The sequence below is a fragment of the Streptomyces luteolifulvus genome (genome assembly GCF_008806595.1).
Taxonomy (GTDB): domain Bacteria; phylum Actinomycetota; class Actinomycetes; order Streptomycetales; family Streptomycetaceae; genus Streptomyces; species Streptomyces luteolifulvus.
Genome location: NZ_VZRB01000014.1, coordinates 78,731 through 102,327, shown reverse-complemented (window position 1 = coordinate 102,327; position 23,597 = coordinate 78,731). Strand labels below are relative to the sequence as shown.

Here is a 23,597-nt window from a genome sequence, read left to right as displayed (position 1 = left end):
CGGTCGAACAGAAGGGGTACTCCACGATGATGTCACTTCTGGCAGTGACCCTCGGTGCGGTGATCGCACTCACCGCAACGCTCCTCGCAGAGATCATCCGGACACGCCGCGAGCACACCCTCGTCCTCAGCGGGCTGCGCTACAACGCCTACCTGGACTTCATGGCGGCGGCGGTACGGGCCAACGACGCGCTCCATGCCATCTCGACCGATGACCAGGATCGCACCGCCGACGTCGCCACGGCGATGCGGGAGTCGGGTCTCTACCGCGCCCGGGAACTCCTCCTCGTCACTGGCTCGTCCGAGATGGTGTTCGCGGCAGAGTCCGCGTTCCGCGGCCTGCTGGAAGTCCGCGATGCTGTCGCTCGTGGGCTTCCGTTGAACTGGCCCGACTATCGGCCTGCCACCGACGGCATGGCGCAGGATGTGTGGCGTCTTCGCCAAGCTGCGCGACGCGAGTTCGACGGCAGCCCGCTCGATCTCGACCGGCTTGCCGCCATACAGACCCCGCACATCGCCGAGCGGCTCCGGCGCGATTCTCAAGACTGACGTGCCGCCAGGGCGTGTGCGTCAGCGGTGGTCTCCCCGACCCGTCGAATACTGACTTCACAAGGTGTCGACAAGTCCGGAGCACGGTGGTCCGACCGGCGCAGGCGCAAGGCAAAGGGACAGATGCTCATGACGGAAGGTCAGCGCGCGAAGATGAGCCGACGGAGCTTCCTCGCGGTGAGCGGTGCGGCCGGGGCCGTGGTCGCTGGGGCGGGCTGCGACGCCTCCCAGAAGGAGTCTCCTCCCGCCCGGACCCACGCCCGTGCCCGTGGGAGCCGTATCCCCGATCCGGTGTCGTTCCTGCGGACCTCGTGGTCCACCGACCCCTTCGCGCTGTGCTCCTACTCCTACCTCGCTCCCAGTCCCCTGGGCGTCGACGCCCGCACCCGGCTGGCGGCCTCGGTCGGTGGGCGGCTGCACTTCGCCGGCGAGGCGACCTCCAGTCTCGCTCCGGCCAGCACCACGGGAGCCCTGGACAGCGGGCGTCGCGCGGCTCGTGCCGTCCTCGCCTCGGCCCGGCCCGGGCAGAGGATCACCGTCATCGGGGCCGGCTTCGCCGGTCTGGGATGCGCCCGCGCCCTGGTGGAGGCGGGGATGCAGGTGAGTGTCCTGGAGGGCCGCGGCCGGGTCGGCGGGCGGGTGTGGACCGAACGGATAGCCGGTGTGCCTGCGGAGATGGGTGCCTCATGGATCCACTCATGGCGTGGCGGCAACCCGGTGACCCGGCTGCTCCGGCAGAGCGGAGGCCGCTCCTTGCCCTTCGACTACGACAGCGTCGTCGGTGAGGACGAGGCCGCGCTGGACGAGCTGAAGCCCTACAACGAGAAGCTCGACGGGGTCGACGATCCGGACACCACGTCGATCGGCGACGTACTGCCCGCGCACCCGTCCGCGGCCCTGCGCTGGGCGGCCAACGAAACCTACACCCAGGAGTACGCCGCCGAACCGGGCCAGCTCGCGATCAGCGCACTTGACGAGGGCACCGGCGGCCGCGGTGGCGACGTCCTGCTGCCCGACGGCTACGAGGCGCTCGTCAAGTACCTTCAGGGCGACCTCAGGGTGCGCACCGGCGCCACCGTCACTGCGGTCAGCCACAACGCGCAACGGACCGTGGTCACCCTGAAGGGCGGGGAGAAGATCGCGGCCGACCACTGCGTGGTCACTGTCCCGATCGGTGTCCTGAAAGCCGGCCGCATCGCCTTCGACCCCGCACTTCCCGAGGACAAGCAGGAAGCCATCGACGCACTGGGGGCCGGGCTCATGGACAAACTGTGGCTGGAGTTCGACGAGGTGTTCTGGGACCGCGACGCCAGCAGTCTCGCATGGTTCGACCACGATCATCCCGGCCTGTGGGCCTACTGGGTCAACGGCCACAAAGCCTTCGGCAAGCCCGTCCTGCTCGGCTTCAATGCCGGCGCCTACGCCCACGAACTCGCCCACCACACCGACGAACAGATCGTCGCCGGCGGCATGAACGCACTGCGCGCCATGTACTCCTGACATCAACCCCACACGGCCCACCAGCTCCATCAACCCCAGGAACCCCCAGGAAAGCAGTAGGTACCGCTAGGCCGGCCGCGGCACCGGAGCGAACGTGGACAGGGTGAACCAGCCAGGTGCCGCCCGGCGCAGCGCCTCGGGACCGTTCACCTTGACCGACCCCGCGCGCAGTGCGTCGGACCAGCCGAGGTCGCCGCGCCAGACCCGGATCAGGCTGCGCAGGCTTGCGGTGAACGTCACCGCGACGTCGTAGCCGGGGTCGGCGTCACACACGTCGGCGTCGTCGGACGTGATGACCAGCCACCAGCGCCGGGTCTGCGCGGGCACATCGGGAAACTCGAACTGGACGACCGTACGCCCCTCGGGCACTGCCCCGTGATCGATCCTGCGGTGCATGTCCCACAGCAGCAGCTTCGGATCGAGGTCCTCCTCGCCCAGCTCACCGATCCAGCGGGTGCCCCAGGCACCCAGGGCCTCCACCACCGGACGCAGTTCCTCACCGGCCGGGGTCAGGACGTACAACACGTCCTTGCCCTCGATCCGCTTCTCCGCGACACCCGCCCGCACCAGCTGGTGGAGCCGTTTGGACAGCAGCGTGGGGGACATCCGCGGAACTCCGCGGCGCAGTTCGTTGAAGCGGCGGCTCCCGGCGACCATCTCCCGCACGATGAGGAGCGTCCAGCGCTCGTCGAGGAGTTCCATCGCCTTGGCGACGGGACAGAACTGGCCGTACGTCGAGCCCATGTCATGCAGGTTAGGCCGCGACATCGCCCCGGACCAGTCGGAGGACCGGGCAGGGCCGCAGGCACCCTGCGCCGGTACAGATCCTGTACTAGGGAAGGCACCCATCGCGTTCCTAGGCTCCAAGTAAGTCACGGCGACGAGACCGCCGCCGGAAACTATGAGGAGCACAGTGATGACGAACGTGATCGACACGATCGAGGCCGACCGTGCGCTGAAGGCCCGGCACCGGGCCATGTGGGCTCAGGGCGACTACCCGGCCGTGGCGGCCGAGATCATCCCGGAGCTGGGAGCGATCCTGGTCGAGGCCTGCGGGGTGCGCCCCGGCGAGCGGGTACTGGACGTGGCGGCCGGCACCGGCAACGCCGCGATTCCGGCCGCCCTGGCCGGCGCCGACGTGGTGGCCTGCGACCTGACGTCCGAGCTGCTGGAGACCGGACAGCGCGTCGCAGCCGAGCGGGGCGCCGAGCTGCGGTGGCAGGAAGCCGACGCCGAGGCGCTGTCCTTCAGCGATTCCGAGTTCGACACCGTCCTGTCCTGCGTCGGGGTCATGTTCGCCCCGCACCATCAGCAGGCCGCCGACGAGCTGGTACGGGTCTGCAGGCCGGGCGGCACGATCGGCGTGCTGAACTGGACGCCTCAGGGCTTCCTCGGCCGGATGCTGGCCACGATGAAGCCGTACGCACCGCCGCCCCCGCCGGGCGCGCAGCCGCCTCCGCTGTGGGGCGACCCGGACCATGTGCGCGCCCTCTTCGGGAAGCGGGTCACGGACGTGACCGTCGAACGCCGGACGGTCGTCGTCGACCGGTTCGAGACGCCCGAGGCGTTCCGGGACTACTTCAAGCAGTGCTACGGCCCGACGATCAGCGTCTACCGGGCCATCGCCGACGACCCCGAGGCCGTCGCCTCCCTCGACCGTGACTTGGCCGACCTGGCACGTGTTCACGACGTGGGGACGGCCGGCAGGACGGTCATGGAGTGGGAGTATCTGCTGTTCACCGCGCGCAGGGCGGTTCGAAGCAGCGGGTGATGTCACCGAGTTGGAGCGGGCAGCCGGGCCACGACCTCCTCCAGCCCTGCGCCCCAGGTCGCGCCGGGCGTCCAGTTGTCCTCCAGTCTCGCGAGGACGACGACTCTCGCGGGCACACCGGCCTCGGCGTACGCCAGGAGTTTGTGGTGTCCGTCGAGCACCGTCGCCACCAGGAAGCGTTCCTCGTGTTCCGCCTGGACGTAGCGGTCCTCGACCCAGGCCAGGGCGAGGGCCGCAGGGCGCCCGCCGCTGTCGATCTCCTTTTTCCAGCGGGCAACGACACCGGTGTCGGCAGTGGCGAGCCGCTGGGACGGAAGCACGACGCCGTACGTCGGCATGGTCCCGGCGATGCGCTCCCGCAGCTGGAAGTGGTCCGTGCCCGGCCACACGGTGACGTCCGGCTCTCCCCACGGATCCTCGTCCTCCCGCTGCTCCCAACGCCGTACCCACCACGACCGCTCGGCCGTCGAGACCCGCTCCAAGGGAAGATCGACGAGCAGCACCTGGTAGTGGCCGGTCTGCAGTTCCAGGAGCAACGGGCCGAGCGCTTCGAAGAGTTCGGCTCCCAGCTGATCGACATGGGAGACGTACGCGCGCACCTGGTCCGCCAGTACGGCGTGGACAGCGGGCGGCCAGCCCAGCGATCGCATCGTCGTCTCGCACGTACCGCAGTCGGAACTGATCCGGTAGAGGGGTTGTCCGCCGACGAACAGCGCCTTGTCCCAGCGCGGCCAGGCCGAGCCGGCGGGCGGCGGGGCGTAGTCGATACGGATCCGTCCCCGCCCTTCGTCGAGCGTGAACCGAACCCGTGTGGAGGAGTCGACCCGCAGGTCGGCAATGCGCGGCGGAACCGTTGCGTCCAGGGCGAGGTCTGCCCAGATCCGTCGCGCGTGTCCGGCGAATTCCTCCCCCGTGGACCACAGAGGGATCAGCGGGTCACGCCCGGTGAGCCGTACCAGGGCGTGGTGCACGTCCCCCGCCGACCCCCGTCCTTCGTGCAGCCATCGCAGCAGTCCGGGCACGGCCGCGCGGTCCCCCATGAGTTCCAGGGCCACGGTGAATGCCGCGTGCTGCAGGGCGCCGACCTCGGTCAGCCGCTCGGCGATGGGTACGCTCCACCGCCGGTCGCCCAGCCGGGCCAGTGCCAGCGCGGCGCGACCGCGTAGGTCCTGGTCGTCGAGCAGCCGACCCAAGAGGGGCGAGAATTCCCGGTCGCCGGAGAGGCCCATGGCGTCGATCACCACTTCGACCGTGCCGAGTTGCTCCGCCAGTCGTCACACCTCGGGCGTGGGGACCCGCAACCCCCGCTGGACGGCGGTGGCCAGCAGATCCTGGGCCTCCTCGCCGGAGGCCTGGCTCAGCAACCTCAGCAGCGCGGAGTCGCCGCTCTCCCCCAGCGATCGCAACGTCCAGGTCAGACAACGGCGTTGAGGGGGCGTGGCCGTCGTGTACCGCCGCTCGACGACGGCCACGAGATCCGCGGGCTTCTCCTCGGCGAGCCGCTGCAAGGCGTCCCAGACGTCCTCGGCCACCAAGGCGGCGTCGAGCCTCGATGGCGTCGATGATGTGGTCCCGTCCACCGGTGCATCCCCCCTCGCCGCAACCGGACCGGCCCCACACTACTGATCACAGGTCGCTGAGCAGGACTTCGCCACCTCGGGGCGCTTCACCCGTCGCCCGTAACCGCAGCGGCAATGCGGCGGCAAGGAGACACTCATCGGCGGCGACGGCTACATGTTCGGCAAGAACGCCTCCCCCGCCCAGATACGTGCCGGCCTGAAGTGGCTCGACCACATGTTCCTCACCCCCGGCGACGGTTTCCTCGGCGACTACGCCCGCGCCAAGAGGGCCGACGCCCCGGTCGGGCTGCCCGAGCCCCGCCTGTTCACCGGCGCCGCCGACGCCAGGGATCAGCAGGTCAAGAAGGCCAACGCGAACGTCCCGGTCGAGAACTACCAGGCGTTCCTCGACGGCAACCAGACCCTTCGGATGAAGATCGAACCGCCGAACTCCCAGCAGATCTACTCCGTTCTCGACGGCGTCGTCTCCGCCGTCCTGACCAAGAAGGACGCCGACATCGACCGGCTCCTCAAGGACGCCTCCGGCAAGATCGACGGCATCCTGGCCCGGAGCTGAGGGACGATGACGAAGACGGCCCAGCGGCGCCCCGTCCAGGCGACCACCGTGCGCCCGGTACCGGCACACCCCGTGCCGAAAGGCCGGGGGCGCCGCCGCCTCGCCGACCAGGCCCACGCCTACGCCTTCCTCCTCGGCGGTCTGATCTGCTTCGCGCTGTTCTCGTGGTACCCCGCGATCCGCGCGGTCGTGATCGCCTTCCAGAAGTACACACCCGGCTCATCACCCGAGTGGGTCGGCACCGACAACTTCTCCCGCGTCCTCCAGGATCCCGAGTTCGCCGCCGCCTGGCGCAACACGCTCACCTTCACCCTGCTCGCCCTGCTCATCGGGTTCGCGGTGCCGTTCGTCCTGGCCCTGGTGCTCAATGAGGTGCGGCACGCGAAGGCCTTCTTCCGGGTCGTGGTCTATCTGCCGGTGATGATCCCACCCGTGGTCAGTGCCCTGCTGTGGAAGTGGTTCTACGATCCCGGCGCCGGACTCGCCAACGAGGCGCTGCGCTTCGCCCACCTGCCGACCTCGAACTGGTCCAACGGCGCCGACACCGCCCTGGTCTCCCTGGTGATCGTCGCCACCTGGGCCAACATGGGCGGCACCGTCCTGATCTACCTCGCCGCGCTGCAGTCCGTCCCCGGCGAACTGTACGAGGCCGCCGAGCTGGACGGGGCGAACCTGTGGCAACGCATCCGTCATGTGACGATCCCTCAGACCAGGTTCGTCATCCTGATGCTGATGCTCCTTCAGATCATCGCGACCATGCAGGTCTTCACCGAACCGTTCGTGATCACAGGCGGTGGCCCGGAGAACGCCACCGTCACCGTCCTGTACCTGATCTACAAGTACGCCTTCCTCTACAACGACTTCGGCGGTGCCTGCGCCCTGAGCCTCATGCTCCTGGTGGTCCTCGGCCTCTTCTCCGCCCTCTATCTGCGCCTCACCCGCTTCGAGGGGGAGGCATGAGCAACGACCCGTGCGAGGGGGACGTATGAGCACCCGGACCCTCGTCTCGCCCGCCGCCCTCGGCCGCCCGGGCGGGAAGGTGACCTACTGGACGGTCTTCACGGTGGTCCTCGTCCTGTTCACCGCGGCCTTCCTCTTCCCGGTGTACTGGATGGTGACGGGAGCGGCGAAGTCACCGGACGAGGTGGCCAGGACCCCGCCCACCCTCGTCCCGGAACACTGGCGCAGCAGTGGCTTCACCGACGCCTGGGACCTGATGCAGCTCCCGCGGATCCTCGGCAACACCGTGGTCCAGGCGGCCGGAGCCTGGCTGTTCCAGCTCGTCCTGTGCACCGCCGCCGCCTACGCCCTGTCCAAGCTGCGGCCCGCCTTCGGCACGGTGATCCTCGGTGCCGTCCTCGCCACCCTGATGGTGCCGGCGCAGGCCCTGGTCGTCCCGAAGTACCTGACCGTCGCCGACCTGCCCCTGATCCACACCAGCCTGCTCAACGACCCCCTCGCGATCTGGCTGCCGGCCGTCGCCAACGCCTTCAACCTCTATCTGCTCAAGCGGTTCTTCGACCAGATCCCGCGCGATGTGCTGGAGGCCGCGGAGATCGACGGCGCCGGAAGGCTGCGCACCCTGTGGTCCATCGTGCTGCCCATGTCACGGCCCGTCCTCGGCGTCGTGTCGATTTTCGCGCTGGTGGCCGTGTGGCAGGACTTCCTCTGGCCGCTGATGGTCTTCTCCGACACCGGTAAACAGCCCATCAGCGTGGCCCTCGTGCAGCTGTCGCAGAACATCCCGCTCACCGTGCTCATCGCCGCGATGGTGATCGCCAGTATCCCGATGGTCGCCCTGTTCCTGGTGTTCCAGCGCCACATCATCGCCGGCATCAGCGCGGGCAGCACCAAGGGCTGACCCCGGCCCCACCAGGGGCTGATCCCGGCCCTGACCCGATCCGAAAGGCATCCACCGTGGGACAGCCCACCCCTGACCGCACCCCCTCCGACTGGTGGCGCTCCGCCGTCATCTACCAGGTGTACGTGCGCAGCTTCGCCGACGGCGACGGGGACGGCACCGGCGACCTCTCGGGCGTTCGCGCCCGTCTGCCGTATCTGGCCGAACTCGGCGTCGACGCCCTGTGGTTCAACCCGTGGTACCCGTCACCGATGAGGGACGGCGGCTACGACGTCGCCGATTACCGAGCCATCGACCCGGCCTTCGGCACCCTCGCCGAAGCCGAGAAGCTCATCGCGGAGGCCCGACAGCTCGGCATCCGCACGATCGTCGACATCGTGCCCAACCATGTCTCCGACCAGCACCCGTGGTTCCGCGCCGCACGCGCCGGCGGCGCCGAGCGCGACCTGTTCCACTTCCGTCCCGGACGCGGCCCGCACGGCGAACTCCCGCCCAGCGACTGGCCCTCCCAGTTCGGCGGCTCCGCCTGGACCCGTCTCGGCGACGGCGACTGGTATCTGCACCTGTTCGCCCCCGAGCAGCCCGACCTCAACTGGGCCCACCCGGCCGTCCGCCAGGAGCACGAGGACATCCTGCGCTTCTGGTTCGAGCGGGGCGTCGCGGGCGTGCGCATCGACTCGGCCGCGCTGCCGGCCAAGGACCCGCGGCTGCCCGACCTCGCCGAGGGCCGCGATCCGCACCCGTACATCGACCGCGACGAACTCCACGCGATCTACCGCTCCTGGCGCCGCATCGCCGACGAGTACGGCGGGATCTTCGTCGGCGAGGTCTGGCTTCCGGACGCCGAACGCTTCGCCCGCTATCTGCGCCCGGACGAACTCCACACGGCGTTCAACTTCAGCTTCCTGTCCTGCCCCTGGCAGGCGGCACGGCTGCGCCGGTCCATCGACGACACCCTCGCCGAACACGCCCCCGTGGCCGCCCCCGCCACCTGGGTGCTGAGCAACCACGACGTGACCCGCACCGTGACCCGCTACGGCCGGTCCGACACCGCATTCGACTTCGCCACGAAGGCCTTCGGTACGCCCACCGACCTGGCCCTGGGCACGCGGCGGGCGCGCGCGGCCGCGCTGCTGTCGCTCGCGCTGCCCGGCGCGGTGTACGTCTACCAGGGCGAGGAACTGGGCCTGCCCGAGGCCGACATCCCCGTGGCCCGCATCCAGGACCCCATGCACCTCCGCTCCGGCGGCACCGACCCGGGCCGCGACGGCTGCCGGGTCCCGCTGCCGTGGGCGGCCCACGCACCCCACGCGGGGTTCGGCGGCGAGCCCTGGCTGCCCCAGCCCCGCACCTGGCCGAGGTACGCGGCCGACCTCCAGGCCGAGAACGCCGACTCGATGCTCTCCCTCTACCGGGCCGCGATCCGGCTGCGGCCCGCGTTCGGCGACGGGCCCCTCACCTGGCTGCCCGCCGGGGACGGTGTGCTCGCCTTCGTCCGCGGGGCCGGCGTGCTGTGCGTGGTGAATCTTGCCGACGCCCCGGCCGACCTGCCCGCGCACTCCGAACTCCTCCTCGCCAGCGGCCCGCTGGACGACCGGGGCCGGCTGCCGCAGGACACCGCGGTCTGGCTGCGCGCCTGAGGCCGCCGGCCGTACCGCCGAAGCCGCCGGCCGTACCGCCGTATTCCCCCCACCCCTCACCCGAAGGGAACCCCTCATGCACATTGTTCGACCTGTCACGTGCATGCCATCCATCGCGGTGGCCCTCGCCCTGGCCGCCGGCACGCTCGTCGCCCTCACCCCGGCCGCCGCCCAGGCGGCCGCCGGCGCCGACCTGCCCTTCACCTCCGTCGAGGCCGAGTCCGCCGGCACCACCGGCACAAAGATCGGCCCCGATCACACCCAGGGCACCTTGGCCTCCGAGGCCTCGGGCCGCCAGGCCGTCCGCCTCTCCCCCGGTCAGCGCGTCGAGTTCACCGCGCCCCGCGCCGCCAACGCGGTGAACCTCGCCTACAGCGTCCCCGACGGGCAGTCCGGCACGGTCGCCGTGTACGTCAACGGCACCCGGCTCACGAAGACGATCGCCGTCACGTCCAAGTACTCGTACATCGACACGAGTTGGATTCCTCGGGCGAAGACCCATCACTTCTTCGACAACGCCCGCCTCCTGCTCGGCCAGAACATCCAGGCAGGCGACAGGATCGCCTTCGAGGCGACGAACGTCCAAGTCACCGTCGACGTAACCGACTTCGAAGAGGTCTCCGCGGCCGCCACCCAGCCCGCCGGCTCGGTGTCCGTGGTGTCCAAGGGCGCCGATCCGAGCGGGCAGGGCGACTCCACACAGGCCTTCCGGGACGCCATCGCCGCCGCACAGGGAGGAGTGGTCTGGATCCCACCGGGCGAGTACAGGCTCACCTCCGCCCTCGCCGGAGTCCAGAACGTCACCCTGCAAGGGGCCGGCAGCTGGCACACCGTCGTGCGCACTTCCCGCTTCATCGACCAGTCCAGCTCCTCGGGCGGCGTCCACATCAAGGACTTCGCGGTCTTCGGCGAGGTCACCGAACGCGTCGACTCCCACCCCGACAACTTCGTCAACGGCAGCCTCGGGCCGGGCAGTTCCGTGTCCGGGATGTGGCTCCAGCACCTCAAGGTCGGCCTGTGGCTGATGGGCAACAACGACAACCTCGTCGTCGAGAACAACCGCATCCTCGACACCACCGCCGACGGCCTCAACCTCAACGGCAACTCGCGCGGCGTCCGCGTCCGCCACAACTTCCTGCGCAACCAGGGCGACGACTCCCTCGCCATGTGGTCGCTGTACGCCCCCGACACCGACAGCAGCTTCGAGAACAACACGATCAGCCAGCCGAACCTCGCCAACGGCATCGCGATCTACGGCGGCACCGACATCACCGTCAAGGACAACCTGATCTCCGACACCAACGCCCTCGGCAGCGGCATCGCCATCTCCAACCAGAAGTTCCTCGACCCCTTCCACCCCCTGTCCGGAACGATCACGGTCGATGGCAACACACTCGTCCGGACGGGCGCCATGAACCCCAACTGGAACCATCCGATGGGCGCGCTGCGTGTCGACTCCTACGACAGCGCCATCGAGGCGACCGTACGGATCACCGACACGATCGTCACCGACAGCCCGTACAGCGCCTTCGAGTTCGTCTCCGGCAGCGGGCGCGGATTCGCCGCGAAGAACATCACCGTCGACGGCGCGGTGGTGAACAGGGCCGGCACGGTCGTCGTCCAGGCCGAGACCCAGGGCGCCGCGACGTTCCGCAACGTCCGGGCCACCGGCGTCGGCGCCGCCGGGATCTACAACTGCCCCTACCCCACGGGCTCGGGAACCTTCACACTCACCGACGGTGGTGGCAACTCCGGCTGGAACAGCATCTGGTCGGACTGCTCGGTCTGGCCCCAGCCCGGCCAGGGCAACCCCGACCCCGACCCCACCCGCAATCTCGCCAAGGGCCGCCCGGCCACCGCCACCGGCTCCCAGGACGTCTACACCCCCGGCAAGGCGGTGGACGGTGACGCGAGCACCTACTGGGAGTCCGCCAACCACGCCTTCCCACAGTCCTGGACGGTCGACCTCGGCTCGAACGAGTCCGTACGACGCCTGGTGCTCAAGCTGCCGCCATCACCGGCGTGGGGTGCCCGCACCCAGACCCTGTCGGTCCTGGGCAGCACCGACGGCCAGGCGTACTCCACGGTCGTCCCCTCCCAGGGCTACCGCTTCGACCCGGCGACCGGCAACAGCGCCACTGTGTCCCTGCCCAGCACCACGCACCTGCGCCACCTGCGACTGACCGTCACCGCCAACACCGGCTGGCCCGCGGGCCAGTTCAGTGAGGTGGAGGCGTATCTGTCGTAGCACCAGGGTGCACTCGGGTCAGGCCTCCTCGACCGTCGCGGTGACCTGCGTACCGAGCTCGATGGTGCGGCTGACCGTGCAGAGCCGGTCGTGGGAGGCCCTGACCGCCCTGGGAACGATGGCGCGGGCACGGTCGCCGTCGTCGCCCTCCGGGAAGGCGACCGAGAAGCTGACCACGAGGTCGGTCATCCGGTTGCCGAGTTCGTCGCTGATCTTGTTGCCGGTCACGGTGACGGCAAATCCGGTCGGCTCCGCGTGACGGCTGGTCGCACCGTCGACATCGGCCGCGGTGCACCCCCCGATCGCGGCGAGCAGGAGCTCGACGGGGGTGAAGCCGGTGCCGTCGGTGTCCGATCCGGTACCGAAGTCGATCGTGCCGCCGCGATCGTTCGTCGCCGTGAAGTGGCCGGTGCTGGTGCGCTGGATGGTGACACGGCGCTGAGTGCTTTCGGTCATACCGACGACCCTAGTGCCGGGCCGCTTGGTCCCCAGGGCGCAGCGTGGACCCCCAGGGGCCGCGTGGGCCCAAGGCGCCGCAGCCGCGGTGCGCCCGTCACCGCGCTCCGGTAGCGGACCTCCTGCGGAGGACCATGACAGCGGTGTCGTCGCTGCGGGCGCCGGCGGTGTGCTGTTGCAGCTGCCGGTAGAGGGTCGGCGCCACTTCGCCGGCCGGGACGCTCCCCCAGTCCCCTGCCCGCTCCTCCAGCGGATAGAACCTGCCGGACGGGTCGCGGGCCTCGGTGACACCGTCCGTGCACAACAGGAGAGCGGCGTCCATGGGGAAGGCGAACCATTCGACGGTGCGTGGCGCCGGAGCCAGGGAGTCGAGACCCAGGGGGACACTCGGCTCCTCCCGCAGCGGCGGCCCGGCGTGTTCGCCCTGCAGCAGCAGAGGCGGGACATGACCGCAGTTGACGGCCTGGACTTCCAGCTCGGAGTCGATGCCCAGGACCAGGCCGGTGACGAAGCGCTCGCGCTCTCCCACATGCTCGGCGAAGGAGTTGTGCCGCAGAACCGCCTCCTCGAGAAGGTCCACCACCCCGGTGAGCGTCGGCTCGGTCATGGCGGCTTCCCGGAAGGCGCTCAACGCGGCGAAGGCGGCGCCAATGGCGGGCAGGCCCTTGCCCTGGACGTCACCGATGAAGACTCGGCTTCCGTACGGCGAGGCCACCACCTCGTAGATGTCGCCCCCGACCCGGCTGTCCTCCTCCACGGGTTCGTACAGGCCGTGGACGAGGAGCTCATCGGTCACCAGGGGAAACGGCCGCAGAAGCTGCCGTTGCAGGGCGGCGGCCGCGGATCTCAGCCGGGCGATCTCTCGTTCGCGGTGGATGCGCTGCGCGGCGCGGGCCACGCTCAGGCCGTTGAAGACCACCGCGAACACGACCACGACCAGATTGGCCCCGGCCGTCTCCAGTGGGCTGTCGATCAGGGAGGCGATGATGATCAGGGTCACCCAGACCGAGGCCACGGCGGTCTGCCGAACGGTGCCCCTTCCGGCGATCAGGGCGGGGAGGACGACGAGAAAGGGAGCCAGCCGCGTCTCCCGGCCGAAGAGGAGGCCGGTGAGCACCAGGGCCACGGTGAATCCCGCGAGCCAGAGCACCACGGGGCTCCAGGGGAGATTCCTGACGCCTCCGCCCGGGCTGCTCTCAGTGTCCGGGTCAGGCGGACCGTTCGTGCTCACCATGTCTCCGCCCTCGCAGCCACCCGCGTACGGGGTGCTTGCCAGCGGTCGACCGTGGCGGGCGGCGTGTCGGCGAACGAATGCCTCCTCAACCACCATCCGACTCATCCGGACACAGTGGCAACGTGAGCATCACAGCGGGACTGGAGGACTCACCTCAGGAGCCATTTCGTGATCAGTTCCATCACCTCCGCGCGGCTGCGCGCGCCGTGGTCGGCTGCGATGAAGTGGTTTCCGATCCGCAGCGAGTAGGTGATCATGCACCGCACCTCGACCTCGTCCTCGTCGGCGCAGAGGGGGCCGAACAAGGAGCGCATGTACTCCATGCGCCGGTTGTCGACGCGTTGCAGGCGCTGTGCGACGGCCTCGTCGCGCCGGGCCCAATCGCGGATCGCGAGCTCTGCGGTGGTGCCGAGCATCGGCCCGTCGTCGGACCCGGCGATCGCGAAAAGCCGCCCCAGCTTGGCCCTGGCGTCTCCGCCGGCGCTCTCGACCCGCTCGATCACCGCCTCGGTGACCTCACGCTCCCAGGTGTCGAGAATCTCGGTCAGCAGCGCGTCCCGGTTGCGGAAGTACCCGTAGAAGCCGCCCTTGCTGACGCCGAGTGCCTGCGCCAGCGACTCGATACGGACGGCCTGCGGACCGCCCGCGGAGAGCGCCCGCAGTCCCTCCTCGATCCACTTGCCGCGGGGCGTGCGGGCCAGGGCCATGCCGTGTCTCCCCTCACACTCCCGCATCTATACGGGACCGTATAGATGGGTCTAGTCTTTGTCTATACGGCATCGTATAGACAGGGGCCGACTCATGAGACTCCCCGCAACCGCACACACGTCCCGCCCTTGGCGGATCCACGAGATCGCCCCCGACTTCCGTCTCGAGGACGTGTGGGCACTGCCGACACCAGGTGGTCGTGACGATCTCCCGTACCTGGTGCACCAGATCGCGGACGGCTCGGGCGACATTTCCTCCCCCACCTACCGCCTGCTCTTCGCCATCCGCTGGAAGCTGGGACGGCTGCTCGGCTGGGACAAGGCCGGCGACGGCCTCGGCACCCGGGTGCGGACGCTGCGTGACCGGCTGCCGGCCGACCTCCGCGAGGCTCCCCGGGGGCCGGACCCCCGCTCGGTTCCGTTCACCTCCGTCTACCAGCTGCCCGACGAGTGGGCGGCCGAGGTGGCCAACCGGACCGTCCACGCGGTGATGCACATCGGCTGGGTCCCGGACGAGGCCGGTGGCTACCGCGGCCAGATGGCCGTCCTGGTGAAGCCGAACGGCCGGTTCGGCGCCGTATACATGGCAGCCATCAAGCCCTTCCGGTACCTGGGCGTGTACCCGGCGCTGCTTCGGGCGGTGGGACGCACATGGCAGGCGAACGCCGCCGAAAGGAACGCGGGATAGCCGGACCAGGCTTGTCGCAAGCCCCCCGGTCTGATTGGGTACGCGCTCGGAAGACTTTGGGCCCGGCAGTCAGGGGGGACCGGCGGCGTGCATCCCACGGTGCAGCAGGACATCAGCGGGCCCTTGCCCGAAGGGCTCGCATCAGCGCTCCGCGCGACCGCCGGTGATATCGCCACACTCTTGCAGGGCGTGCCCGACACGAGCATTCCCGTACCGCAGTCGCAGTGGACGGTCGGCGAGGCGGCCGCCCATCTGGCACTGGCCAATGAGCTGATGGCCGACCTTGCGGCGGGGCATGAACGCCCGTACGGGGACGGCACGCCGCAGAGCTTGGCCGCGGCGAACGCCCAGTCCCTCGCCGCGTTCGCAGAGCGCGGCGCACGACCGCTGGCAGCGATGATCGCAGAGCAGACCGACGTGTTCCTCGACGCCGTGGAGCAGGCCGCAAGCGACGCAACCGCCGCCGCCCCGACGCTCGTCACACCGTTGGGCAGCATGGACCGTACCGTTCTCGCGTCCTACCTGCTGACCCACATGCTGGGCCACGGCTATGACCTCGCTCGCGCGGTCGATCGCCCGCACATGCTCGACCGCGACCGGGTGGCACTGTGCATGCCGTTCATGCTCTCGGTCATGCCGCGCGTCGCCGATACGGCCGCCACCGCGGGCCTGACGGTGCGCTACGCCATCCGCCTGCGCGGCGGCGCGGCCTTCGGTGTCACCCTGACCGACGGCACGGTGCAGGTGACGGAAGGGCTGCCGGACCGTGCGGACTGCACCATCCTGATCGAACCCGTCGCCTTCCTGCTCATAGCGCTCGGCCGTCGCAACCCGTGGCGGGCCATCACCCGGGGCCAGGTCGTCACGTGGGGACGCAAACCCTGGCTCGCACCCCGATTCCCGACACTGTTCGCAGCTCCCTGACCGACCGAAGCACGTTCGGGGCGAGGCGCTCGCAGTTCCGCCCTCCGCACCCCGAGGCAATTCCAAACGACCCGTCACCCCACAAGCCGGCCAAGGAAAAACATGTTGGCAGGCCCCTGACAACACAAGATTTCCGTGGCACGCTGCCTCACGCACGTCTATCCGCACCGTTCTTCGTTCCCCCCACCCTGCCCGGACCCGACCGGTCCCGGCACGGCAGAAGGAGACATGCGTGAGACGCCATCGCACAACCGCGGGCATTCTGCTGGCCGTTGGAGCCCTGTTGACCGGCGGCCTCGTCACTGCCGGCGGGGCCTACGCGGCACCACGCGAAACGGCATCCGGGACCTCACCGACGGCTCGTACCGCATCGACCGCCGAACAGCACAACTCCCGCACCTTCTGGACCTCCGAGCGCATGCGCGGCGCCACAGCGCTCGATCTGCTCCTGACCACCAAAGCCGCCAAGAGCCTCAAGGCCCCCAGGACCGTCGGGCCTTCGACGACCGTCGAACCCACCGCGGCCCCCGCCGCGTTCCCGCAGGCCGGTGGCCCCTGGACCGGCGGCGGTGCCGTCGTCACGACCTCGGGCCGGGTGTTCTTCACCTTCCAGGGGCGTACCGCCTCCTGCACCGGCAACGCCGTGACCAGTCAGAACGCCAGCACCGTCATCACAGCCGGACACTGTGTGAAGTACCAGGGCAGCTGGCACACCAACTGGATCTTCGTGCCCGCCTACCACAACGGCAATGCACCGTACGGCCAGTGGACCGCGAGCAAGACGCTCACCACCCCGCAATGGCAGGCGAGCGAGGACATCAACTACGACATCGGCGCGGCGGTCGTCGCCCCGCTGAACGGCCAGAAACTCACCTCCGTCGTCGGTGCGCAGGGCATCCAGTTCAACGGCGGCTACAACAAGCGGATGTACGCCTTCGGCTTCCCGGCAGCCTCGCCGTACGACGGAACGAAGCTCATCTACTGCAGCGGCAACAGCTCGAAGGACTTCCTCTTCTCGCAGGACCACAGCCTCGGCTGCAACATGACCGGCGGCTCCAGCGGTGGCCCCTGGTTCACCGGCTTCAACGAGGCGAACGGCACCGGACTTCAGGTCTCCGTGAACAGCTTCGGCTATACGTTCCTGCCGAACCGGATGTTCGGCCCGTACTTCGGGAACGACGCAAAGACCCTGTACGACATGGCCCAGACCTCCTAGCAGCGGGGGGCCGCCACGGCATGCTCCCGTCGTGAGGGCAGGCCCGGCATCATCACGGTGCCGGGCCTGCCCTCACGTGCGCACCCGCACCTGCCGGGCGACGAGGCACCCCGCCCACCCCACCAGCCCGGCTGCGAGCGGCGTCGTAGGCTGGAGGGTGCGCCGCGCTCGTCCACGGCGGGCCAGGATGGGGGGCGCGGCCGCCCCAGCCGGGCCCTTCAATGCCACAAAGGAGTGCGCAATGGGAACCTACGAGGATGTCTTTCGCGCCAGTACCGAGGACCCTGAGAGTTTCTGGCTGAAGGCGGCGCAGAGCATCGACTGGGAGGTCGCTCCGGAGCGCGCCCTGGACTCCTCGGGGGCGCCCTTCCACCGCTGGTTTCCCGACGGGCGGCTCAATGTCTGTTTCAACGCGGTGGACCGGCACGTCGAAGCCGGCCGGGGCGAGCAGCCCGCGCTGATCTACGACTCCCCCGTGACCGGCACCCGCCGCGCCTACACCTACGCGCAGCTGAGGAACGAGGTGGCGGCCTTCGCCGGAGCACTCACGCAGCTCGGCGTCGGGCACGGCGACCGGGTCGTGATCTACATGCCGATGATTCCCGAGGCCGCCATCGCGATGCTGGCCTGCGCACGCATCGGGGCGGTCCACTCGGTCGTCTTCGGCGGTTTCGCCTCGTACGAGCTCGCCGTCCGCATCGACGACGCCGCTCCCAAGGTGATCGTCTCCGCCTCCTGCGGCATCGAGGGCAAGCGCGTCATCGCGTACAAGCCGCTGCTCGACCGGGCCATCGAGCTCGCCGAGCACCGGCCGCACACCTGCGTGATCCTGCAACGGCCCGAAACACAGGCCGAGTTGGGCCCCGACGACCTCGACTGGGCCGACCTCATCGCCACCGCGCCGCCCGCCGACTGCGTACCCGTGCCGGCGAACGATCCCCTGTACATCCTCTACACATCCGGAACAACCGGAAAACCCAAGGGAGTTGTGCGGGACTGCGGCGGCTACGCGGTAGCCCTGCACTGGTCGATGGGCGCCGTGTACGACGTGGGTCCCGGCGAGACGATGTTCACCGGTTCCGACGTCGGCTGGGTCGTCGGGCATTCGTACATCGTGTACGGGCCGCTGCTCGTCGGCGCGACGACGGTCCTGTACGAGGGCAAGCCGGTCGGCACTCCGGACGCGGGCCAGTTCTGGCGCGTGGCCGCCGAGCACCAGGTCAAGACCATCTTCACGGCGCCCACCGCCTTCCGGGCCATCCGGAAGGAGGACCCGAAGGGAGAGCTCGCCGGGGAGTACGACCTGTCCGGCCTGCGCTACCTCTTCCTCGCCGGCGAGCGCCTCGACCCCGAGACCTATCAATGGGCGAGCGATCTCCTGGACATCCCGGTGATCGACCACTGGTGGCAGACCGAGACCGGCTGGCCCATCGTCGCCAACCCGGTCGGTATCAAGGCCGCACCCGTCAAACCCGGGTCTCCCACCCTCCCGCTGCCGGGCTGGGACGTCCGCGTCCTGGACGCCTCGGGAGAACCGGTGCCCGCAGGCGTCGACGGAGCGATCGTCGTGAAACTCCCCCTGCCGCCCGGTGCGCTCCCCACTCTCTGGAACGACGACGAGCGTTTCGTCGCCTCCTACCTCTCGGCCTTCGACGGCTACTACCTCACAGGCGACGGCGGACACATCGACGAGGACGGCTATGTGTTCGTCATGGGCCGCACCGACGACGTCATCAATGTCGCGGGGCACCGGCTGTCCACCGGCAGCATGGAAGAGGCCCTGGCCTCCCATCCCGACGTGGCGGAATGCGCCGTCATCGGCGTCGCCGACACGCTGAAGGGACAAGTACCGCGTGGCTTCGTCGTGTTGAAGGCAGGCACCGGCCGCGAGCCGAGCGAGGTCGAGGCCGAACTCGTCCAGCTCGTACGGGAACGCATCGGCGCCGTCGCCTCGCTGAAGGACGTCGCGGTCGTGGCCGCGCTGCCGAAGACACGCTCGGGAAAGATCCTGCGCAAGACGATGCGTGGCATCGCCGACGGTATCGACGAGCCCATCCCCTCCACGATCGACGACCCGGGCGTCATCGATACCCTGCGCCCGGTTCTCCGCCGCACCGGTCACACCCCGTAGCCGGCGTTCCGACGAGGGCTTGTGCAAGCCGCGGTTGAGTAGTTCTACAGATGGCAGACGGGCGCCGGCCGCCGAGGATGGCGCCATGCCAGATGAGGATTCGGCTGAGGTGCCGGAACAGCCCGGCGATGCGTTCTGCGTGGCGTGGACCAGCGGTGCTGCCGCCGACTCCCGGCTGCTGCGCTCCGAGTCCGGTCATCCGGCCGCCGTGACATCGGTGGCCACGGCCGTCGTCGACGGGCACGCCCTGGCGCTCACGCTGCACGCGGGTGAGGACGAAGCTGTACGCGTCTGGGATCTCGCCGCACGCCGCCTGGCCGGGGAGCTCGTCAGCGTGGTGAAGAGCACCTCCCTGGACGGGTGCCGGGTGGTACTCACCATGGGATCGGAGCGGACGCTGGGGGTATGGGACCTGGAGACGGGGACTTCGCGCGGCGACTTCGCATCCACCGCGGCCGTCGGCGTTCTGGACGGGCGCCTTGTCGCTGTCACCATCGACGGGGACCAGCCGACGCGGGTGTGGGACGTGGCGGCCGGCCGCCAGGTCGGTGCATGTCTGCCGGTCATGGACGCGTTCCAGCTCGCAGACCGGCGCGCCTTCGCCTTGGCGGGCCCGCGGGGCGGGGCCCAGCGGGTGTGGGACCTCAGCACCGGCCGCACGCTCAACGGCGCCGACATCGCCGAGCTCGAGATGGCGGACGCTGAAGCCCTGTCGGCTCCGGCGGCGCTGACCGTGGTCGACGACCGCGTCATCGCCGTCACACTCGACGATCGGGCCGAACCGGAGCTGGTCGGGGACTGGGCCGCCGGCTACTGCGACGACGGTGCGGCGATCCGGAAGCGGCAGACCGCGGTCCTGGGGGCGCGTCGTGTCGCGCTCTGCGCAGGAGCGGACCAGGAGCTGCGTGTCTGGGACTTCTCGACAAGCGCCGAGCTCATCGACGGCATCCGGAGCCTGCGAAGCATCTCGGCCGAGGACGGCCTGCTGGGCCTCTCCCCGGACCCGGCCGAGCGGAGGGACCGATGGGACCTGATCGCCGGCCGCGAGGGCGGCCGGATCGGCACCGGGAACACGAGGGAAACCGGGCCGGGGACCACTTCCCGCCCCGTGGAGAGGCGACCCTCGGGCGGCCGGCCCCTGGCCGGGCACAGGGGCCAGGTGTGGGATGTCGCCACCAGCATCGTGGACGGCCGTCCGGTGGCCGTCACCTCAGGCGCCGACCGCACCGTACGCACCTGGGCCTTGGCCACCGGTAAGCAGGTCACCGCACCCCTGCGCATCGAGGCACAGGTCATGACCACAGGGGTCGTGGAAGGGCACGCGGTGATCGTGACCGCCGGGAAGGACGCCACCGTACGCGCCGTGGATGCCGTGACCGGTGACGACGTCAGCCCGCCGATGCCCAGCAAACACGGCCGAGTGCTGGCCGTGGCCACAGCGACACTCGACGGCTCGCCCATCGCGGTCACGGTGGGCAGCGACCGTTGCGTGGGCATGTGGGACCTGACCACCGGTAAAGCCGTGCGCGAGCCGCTCACCGGCCATTCCAGCCCTGTCACGGCCGTCGCCACCGCCGTCGTCGACGGCCGGCCCGTCGCCGTGACCGGCAGCCGGGACACCTCGGTGCGGCTGTGGGACCTCACCGACGGCCATCAGATCGGCGAGCCCCTGACGGGCCACACCGACGGGGTGACGTCCGCGGTCTGCGTCATGGTCGGCGGCGAGTCCGCCGCCCTCACCAAGGGCCGGGACGGAACCGTACGCCTGTGGAACCTCACCACCAGGGCACAGATCACCGGCCATGAGGCCACCAAGGCAGGCGTCGGTGGCACGTTGGCCGCGTTCAACCTGGACGACGGCCGGCTGGTCGTGGCTGTCGGCCACGAACGCACCCTCCGGTTCCTCGACGCGACCACAGGGCTCCCGGCGGTGCCCGACTACCTCCTCCCCCGCCCCGTTCGGGCACTCGCCGCAGCACCGGACGGCTACCTCGTGGCCGCGTTCGGCCCCGAAGTGGCAGCGCTCAGACTGCGCACGACCAGCGCCGGCGGAGCGGGCCCGCGCAGCGCCGGTCGGCTCCTCACTCCGGACCCTGTGATGCGCGGCGCTCGTAGACCCACGCCGCGAGCATGGAGCGGGAGGTGAGTCCGAGTTTGGCCAGGATGCGTTCGACGTGGTTCTCGGCCGTGCGCTGGGCGATCACCAGCCTGGCCGCGATGTCCTTGTTGGTCATGCCCAGGGCCACAAGGTCGGCGACTTCGCTCTCCCGACGGGTGAGCACGGTGTCCTGGCGTGACGGGGTGGCGGTGGGCACGTCCTCCAGCACGTGGGCGAGTGCCGCGTCGAAGGTGAAGCGGACACCGCGCTGGAAGGCTCGGTCGAACGCCGTTCCCGGCATCGCCGCACGCACGTCCCTCTCGCACTGCTGATGAGGTTCCATCATGAACGGGGCCGCGAAGAGGGTGCTGCCAATGGCCTGCCACAGGGAGTGGAGGATCCCCAAGAGATGGGCGGCACGCTTGTGGTCTCCGGCTGCGGCCGCGCTCCAGGCAATGATCTCGACACACAGGGCGATGCCCCACCGGTCGTTGAGGGGACCCAGCAACCGCAGGGCCTCTCGGGCCAGGTTGTCGGCCGTACGACGTTCCCCGCTCCGCCAGCGGACCAGGCCCTCGCAGAACAGGCTGAGCCCCCTGGTCCAGGACTCTCCGTGCCGGGCGGTGATGGAGTGGGCTTCCCGGCACAGGGCCAGGGCGCGGTCGAGATGGCCCAACAGACACTCGACGACAGCGAGTTTGAAAATGCACTCGGAGACACCGGCGAGGTCGCCCCGAGCCCGGTGCCGTGCCACTGCGTCCTCGAACAGTGCTGCGGCCCGGGGCAGGTGTCCGCGGAACGTCTCGGCCATGGCCAGATGGTGCTGGGCCCAGGCCAGAGCGGAAGCATCCTGCTGTCCTTCGGCTGCGGTGCGGTACTCGGTCAGCACCGGCACCTGCGCTTCGACATCGCCCTGCAGGATGCCGAGATAGGTGTAGGTGCCGAGTGCCGCGGTACGCAGCGCGCTCTGCTTGCTGCCGGCCTCCAGCAACCGGCCGAGCCAGTGACGCCCTTCGCTGAGCGAGTCAACGGTGGTCCAGTAGCCCCAAGGGGCCACGGCCATGGTCATACCGGTCTCCGCCTCACCAGGGGTGTCCAGGCAGAAGTCCAGTGCCGCACGCAGATTGGCGTGCTCCCGGCGCAACCGGGTGAGCCAGGTGACCTGATGCGGGCCGAACCACTGGGCCTGGGCCCGCGCGGTCAGGTCGAGATAGTGATCACGGTGACGCCGACGGAATTCCTTGAGCGCGCCGGCCTCGGCAAGTCTGTCCTGGCCGTACTCACGGACGGTCTCCAGCAGTTGGTATCTGGCGGTGCCGTCATGGTCCTGCCGCATCAGGATCGACTTCTCCACCAGCCCCTGAATGAGCTGGACGACCGCCTGCCCGGGAACGTCGGCGGCCGCACAGACCGACTCCGCCGCCTCAAGGTCGAACCCGCCCGAGAAGACCGACACTTGGGCCCACAAGGTGCGCTCAGGAGGTGAGCACAGTGCATAACTCCAGTCCATCAGCTCCCGAAGCGTCTGCTGGCGTGGCTGGGCGGCGCGGCTGCCCAGCGTCAGCAGGGCAAAGCGGTCGTCCAGCCGCGCCAGGACTTCCTGTGGGGTCAGTGTGCGCATCCTGGCCGCGGCAAGTTCGATCGCCAGGGGAAGTCCGTCCAGGCGGTCCAGCAACCGCACCACGGTCGGCGCGTTGTCCTCCGTGACGCGGAACCCGTGCAGAACCGCAGCGGCGCGCCGCTCAAACAGAGAGACAGCGTGGTATCGCAGCAACTCGCCCACAGACAGCCGGAGTTCAAGGCCCGGACCGAGCTTCGGTACCGGCAGGGGAGGAACCACGAAGGTCTGCTCTCCGGTGACCCCGAGGACTTGTCGGCTGGTGACGAGAACCCGCAGGTCCGGCGCCGCACGAAGCAGCGCGTCCACGACCTGTGCGCAGGGGGTGGCAAGGTGCTCGCAGTTGTCCAGGACCAGCAGCATCCTTCTGCTGCGGAGATGCTCGGCAACCATGTCACCTGCCGCGCGCCCCGCCTGGTTCTGCAGTCCCAGGGCGTCGGCCACACTCTGTGCCAGCAGGCGGGGCTCCCTCAGGCAGGCCAGTTCGACGACGCAGATGCCACCCGGAAACGCCCGCGCGACCTCGGACCCCACTCGCAGCGCCAGGCGCGTCTTTCCGACGCCGCCGACACCGGTCAACGTGACCAGACGAGACGCCGACAACAGCCGCCGTACCTCGGCGACTTCCGCCTGCCGGCCGACGAAAGCGGTCAGATCCGCAGGGATTCCGGTCACCCTGTGTCCCGTCTCCCCCGATGCGCACCCGCCATGGCTGAGCAGCCACGGCGGGTGCCTGAGGTGCGTGAGCCAACGCACCTCACAGTCGGCCTGACGCGGGGGTCCAACACAGGCTCGACCAGATCACGCTACATACATGTTAA

At 69.7% G+C, this 23,597-nt stretch carries 19 protein-coding genes and 1 pseudogene; 13 read left to right on the top strand and 7 right to left on the bottom strand.

The genetic code is table 11. The features are described 5' to 3' along the window. Positions 1–59 precede the first annotated feature (59 nt). Together F7R91_RS21165 and F7R91_RS21160 are read left to right on the top strand one after the other, a co-directional pair. On the top strand, positions 60–548 hold the full coding sequence (locus F7R91_RS21165; RefSeq protein WP_150950652.1) for a hypothetical protein: 489 nt from the start codon (positions 60–62) through the stop codon (positions 546–548). 129 nt (positions 549–677) lie between these two features. After that, on the top strand, positions 678–2,048 hold the full coding sequence (locus F7R91_RS21160) for a flavin monoamine oxidase family protein (protein WP_225320719.1): 1,371 nt from the start codon (positions 678–680) through the stop codon (positions 2,046–2,048). Positions 2,049–2,114: 66 nt separating this feature from the next. Here the strand turns inward: F7R91_RS21160 and F7R91_RS21155 are convergent, their stop codons facing one another. Next, positions 2,115–2,792 (bottom strand): winged helix-turn-helix transcriptional regulator, encoded by a 678-nt coding sequence (locus F7R91_RS21155; RefSeq protein ID WP_150950651.1) that lies wholly within the window; start codon positions 2,790–2,792, stop codon positions 2,115–2,117. 172 nt (positions 2,793–2,964) lie between these two features. Between F7R91_RS21155 and F7R91_RS21150 the strand changes: the two genes are divergently transcribed. After that, a complete protein-coding gene (locus tag F7R91_RS21150; RefSeq protein ID WP_150950650.1) occupies positions 2,965–3,819 on the top strand; it encodes a class I SAM-dependent methyltransferase in 855 nt (284 codons plus the stop codon). Between the two features lie 2 nt (positions 3,820–3,821). Here the strand turns inward: F7R91_RS21150 and F7R91_RS21145 are convergent, their stop codons facing one another. After that, positions 3,822–5,060 (bottom strand): HEAT repeat domain-containing protein, encoded by a 1,239-nt coding sequence (locus tag F7R91_RS21145; RefSeq protein ID WP_150950649.1) that lies wholly within the window; start codon positions 5,058–5,060, stop codon positions 3,822–3,824. Positions 5,061–5,093: 33 nt separating this feature from the next. Then, a complete protein-coding gene (locus F7R91_RS21140) occupies positions 5,094–5,399 on the bottom strand; it encodes a hypothetical protein (RefSeq protein WP_150950648.1) in 306 nt (101 codons plus the stop codon). Between the two features lie 118 nt (positions 5,400–5,517). Between F7R91_RS21140 and F7R91_RS21135 the strand changes: the two are divergent. From F7R91_RS21135 to F7R91_RS21115, 5 genes and pseudogenes are all read left to right on the top strand, one after another. Further along, positions 5,518–5,955, top strand: a pseudogene (locus F7R91_RS21135) (sugar ABC transporter substrate-binding protein); the annotation flags it as partial. Positions 5,956–5,961: 6 nt separating this feature from the next. Beyond that, the gene (locus F7R91_RS21130; protein WP_150950647.1) at positions 5,962–6,915 is read left to right on the top strand and encodes a carbohydrate ABC transporter permease; all 954 of its coding nucleotides are present in this window, start codon (positions 5,962–5,964) and stop codon (positions 6,913–6,915) included. Positions 6,916–6,940: 25 nt separating this feature from the next. Next, positions 6,941–7,816, top strand: a complete 876-nt coding sequence (locus F7R91_RS21125; protein ID WP_150950646.1) for a carbohydrate ABC transporter permease — start codon at positions 6,941–6,943, stop codon at positions 7,814–7,816. Between the two features lie 56 nt (positions 7,817–7,872). Then, positions 7,873–9,456, top strand: a complete 1,584-nt coding sequence (locus F7R91_RS21120) for a glycoside hydrolase family 13 protein (RefSeq protein WP_150950645.1) — start codon at positions 7,873–7,875, stop codon at positions 9,454–9,456. A 103-nt stretch (positions 9,457–9,559) separates the two neighbouring features. After that, positions 9,560–11,704, top strand: a complete 2,145-nt coding sequence (locus F7R91_RS21115; RefSeq protein ID WP_408056050.1) for a discoidin domain-containing protein — start codon at positions 9,560–9,562, stop codon at positions 11,702–11,704. An 18-nt stretch (positions 11,705–11,722) separates the two neighbouring features. Here F7R91_RS21115 and F7R91_RS21110 read toward each other — a convergent pair whose 3' ends face one another. The 3 genes from F7R91_RS21110 to F7R91_RS21100 all read right to left on the bottom strand — a co-directional run bounded on the left by F7R91_RS21110 (position 11,723) and on the right by F7R91_RS21100 (position 14,101). After that, a complete protein-coding gene (locus F7R91_RS21110) occupies positions 11,723–12,160 on the bottom strand; it encodes an OsmC family protein (RefSeq protein WP_150950643.1) in 438 nt (145 codons plus the stop codon). 97 nt (positions 12,161–12,257) lie between these two features. Further along, on the bottom strand, positions 12,258–13,313 hold the full coding sequence (locus tag F7R91_RS21105) for a PP2C family protein-serine/threonine phosphatase (RefSeq protein ID WP_225320718.1): 1,056 nt from the start codon (positions 13,311–13,313) through the stop codon (positions 12,258–12,260). A 230-nt stretch (positions 13,314–13,543) separates the two neighbouring features. Further along, on the bottom strand, positions 13,544–14,101 hold the full coding sequence (locus tag F7R91_RS21100; RefSeq protein WP_150950641.1) for a TetR/AcrR family transcriptional regulator: 558 nt from the start codon (positions 14,099–14,101) through the stop codon (positions 13,544–13,546). Between the two features lie 94 nt (positions 14,102–14,195). On the opposite strand from F7R91_RS21100, the gene F7R91_RS21095 reads away from it, so the two are divergent. The 5 genes from F7R91_RS21095 to F7R91_RS21075 all read left to right on the top strand — a co-directional run bounded on the left by F7R91_RS21095 (position 14,196) and on the right by F7R91_RS21075 (position 21,206). Next, positions 14,196–14,789, top strand: coding sequence for a DUF2867 domain-containing protein (locus F7R91_RS21095; RefSeq protein ID WP_150950640.1), 594 nt, complete (start codon positions 14,196–14,198; stop codon positions 14,787–14,789). Positions 14,790–14,888: 99 nt separating this feature from the next. Next, the gene (locus F7R91_RS21090; protein ID WP_225320717.1) at positions 14,889–15,713 is read left to right on the top strand and encodes a maleylpyruvate isomerase family mycothiol-dependent enzyme; all 825 of its coding nucleotides are present in this window, start codon (positions 14,889–14,891) and stop codon (positions 15,711–15,713) included. A gap of 232 nt (positions 15,714–15,945) precedes the next feature. Continuing rightward, positions 15,946–16,929 carry a trypsin-like serine peptidase gene (locus tag F7R91_RS21085; RefSeq protein WP_150950638.1) on the top strand — a complete coding sequence of 328 codons (984 nt, stop codon included), beginning with the start codon at positions 15,946–15,948 and terminating at the stop codon, positions 16,927–16,929. A gap of 241 nt (positions 16,930–17,170) precedes the next feature. Continuing rightward, positions 17,171–19,060, top strand: a complete 1,890-nt coding sequence (locus tag F7R91_RS21080) for a propionyl-CoA synthetase (RefSeq protein ID WP_150950637.1) — start codon at positions 17,171–17,173, stop codon at positions 19,058–19,060. Positions 19,061–19,145: 85 nt separating this feature from the next. Continuing rightward, the gene (locus F7R91_RS21075; protein WP_150950636.1) at positions 19,146–21,206 is read left to right on the top strand and encodes a WD40 repeat domain-containing protein; all 2,061 of its coding nucleotides are present in this window, start codon (positions 19,146–19,148) and stop codon (positions 21,204–21,206) included. Here the strand turns inward: F7R91_RS21075 and F7R91_RS21070 are convergent. Continuing rightward, positions 21,142–23,451, bottom strand: a complete 2,310-nt coding sequence (locus F7R91_RS21070) for an ATP-binding protein (protein ID WP_150950635.1) — start codon at positions 23,449–23,451, stop codon at positions 21,142–21,144. The two genes, F7R91_RS21075 and F7R91_RS21070, sit on opposite strands and share 65 nt — an antisense overlap. Positions 23,452–23,597 lie beyond the last annotated feature (146 nt).

Bases quoted from the DNA above. Each gene is read 5' to 3' on its own strand.
- F7R91_RS21100 (WP_150950641.1), bottom strand. From the start codon at position 14,101: ATGGCCCTGGCCCGCACGCCCCGCGGCAAGTGGATCGAGGAGGGACTG.
- F7R91_RS21110 (WP_150950643.1), bottom strand. From the start codon at position 12,160: ATGACCGAAAGCACTCAGCGCCGTGTCACCATCCAGCGCACCAGCACC.
- F7R91_RS21095 (WP_150950640.1), top strand. From the start codon at position 14,196: ATGAGACTCCCCGCAACCGCACACACGTCCCGCCCTTGGCGGATCCAC.
- F7R91_RS21075 (WP_150950636.1), top strand. From the start codon at position 19,146: ATGCCAGATGAGGATTCGGCTGAGGTGCCGGAACAGCCCGGCGATGCG.
- F7R91_RS21125 (WP_150950646.1), top strand. From the start codon at position 6,941: ATGAGCACCCGGACCCTCGTCTCGCCCGCCGCCCTCGGCCGCCCGGGC.
- F7R91_RS21150 (WP_150950650.1), top strand. From the start codon at position 2,965: ATGACGAACGTGATCGACACGATCGAGGCCGACCGTGCGCTGAAGGCC.
- F7R91_RS21160 (WP_225320719.1), top strand. From the start codon at position 678: ATGACGGAAGGTCAGCGCGCGAAGATGAGCCGACGGAGCTTCCTCGCG.
- F7R91_RS21080 (WP_150950637.1), top strand. From the start codon at position 17,171: ATGGGAACCTACGAGGATGTCTTTCGCGCCAGTACCGAGGACCCTGAG.
- F7R91_RS21155 (WP_150950651.1), bottom strand. From the start codon at position 2,792: ATGGGCTCGACGTACGGCCAGTTCTGTCCCGTCGCCAAGGCGATGGAA.
- F7R91_RS21130 (WP_150950647.1), top strand. From the start codon at position 5,962: ATGACGAAGACGGCCCAGCGGCGCCCCGTCCAGGCGACCACCGTGCGC.
- F7R91_RS21115 (WP_408056050.1), top strand. From the start codon at position 9,560: ATGCCATCCATCGCGGTGGCCCTCGCCCTGGCCGCCGGCACGCTCGTC.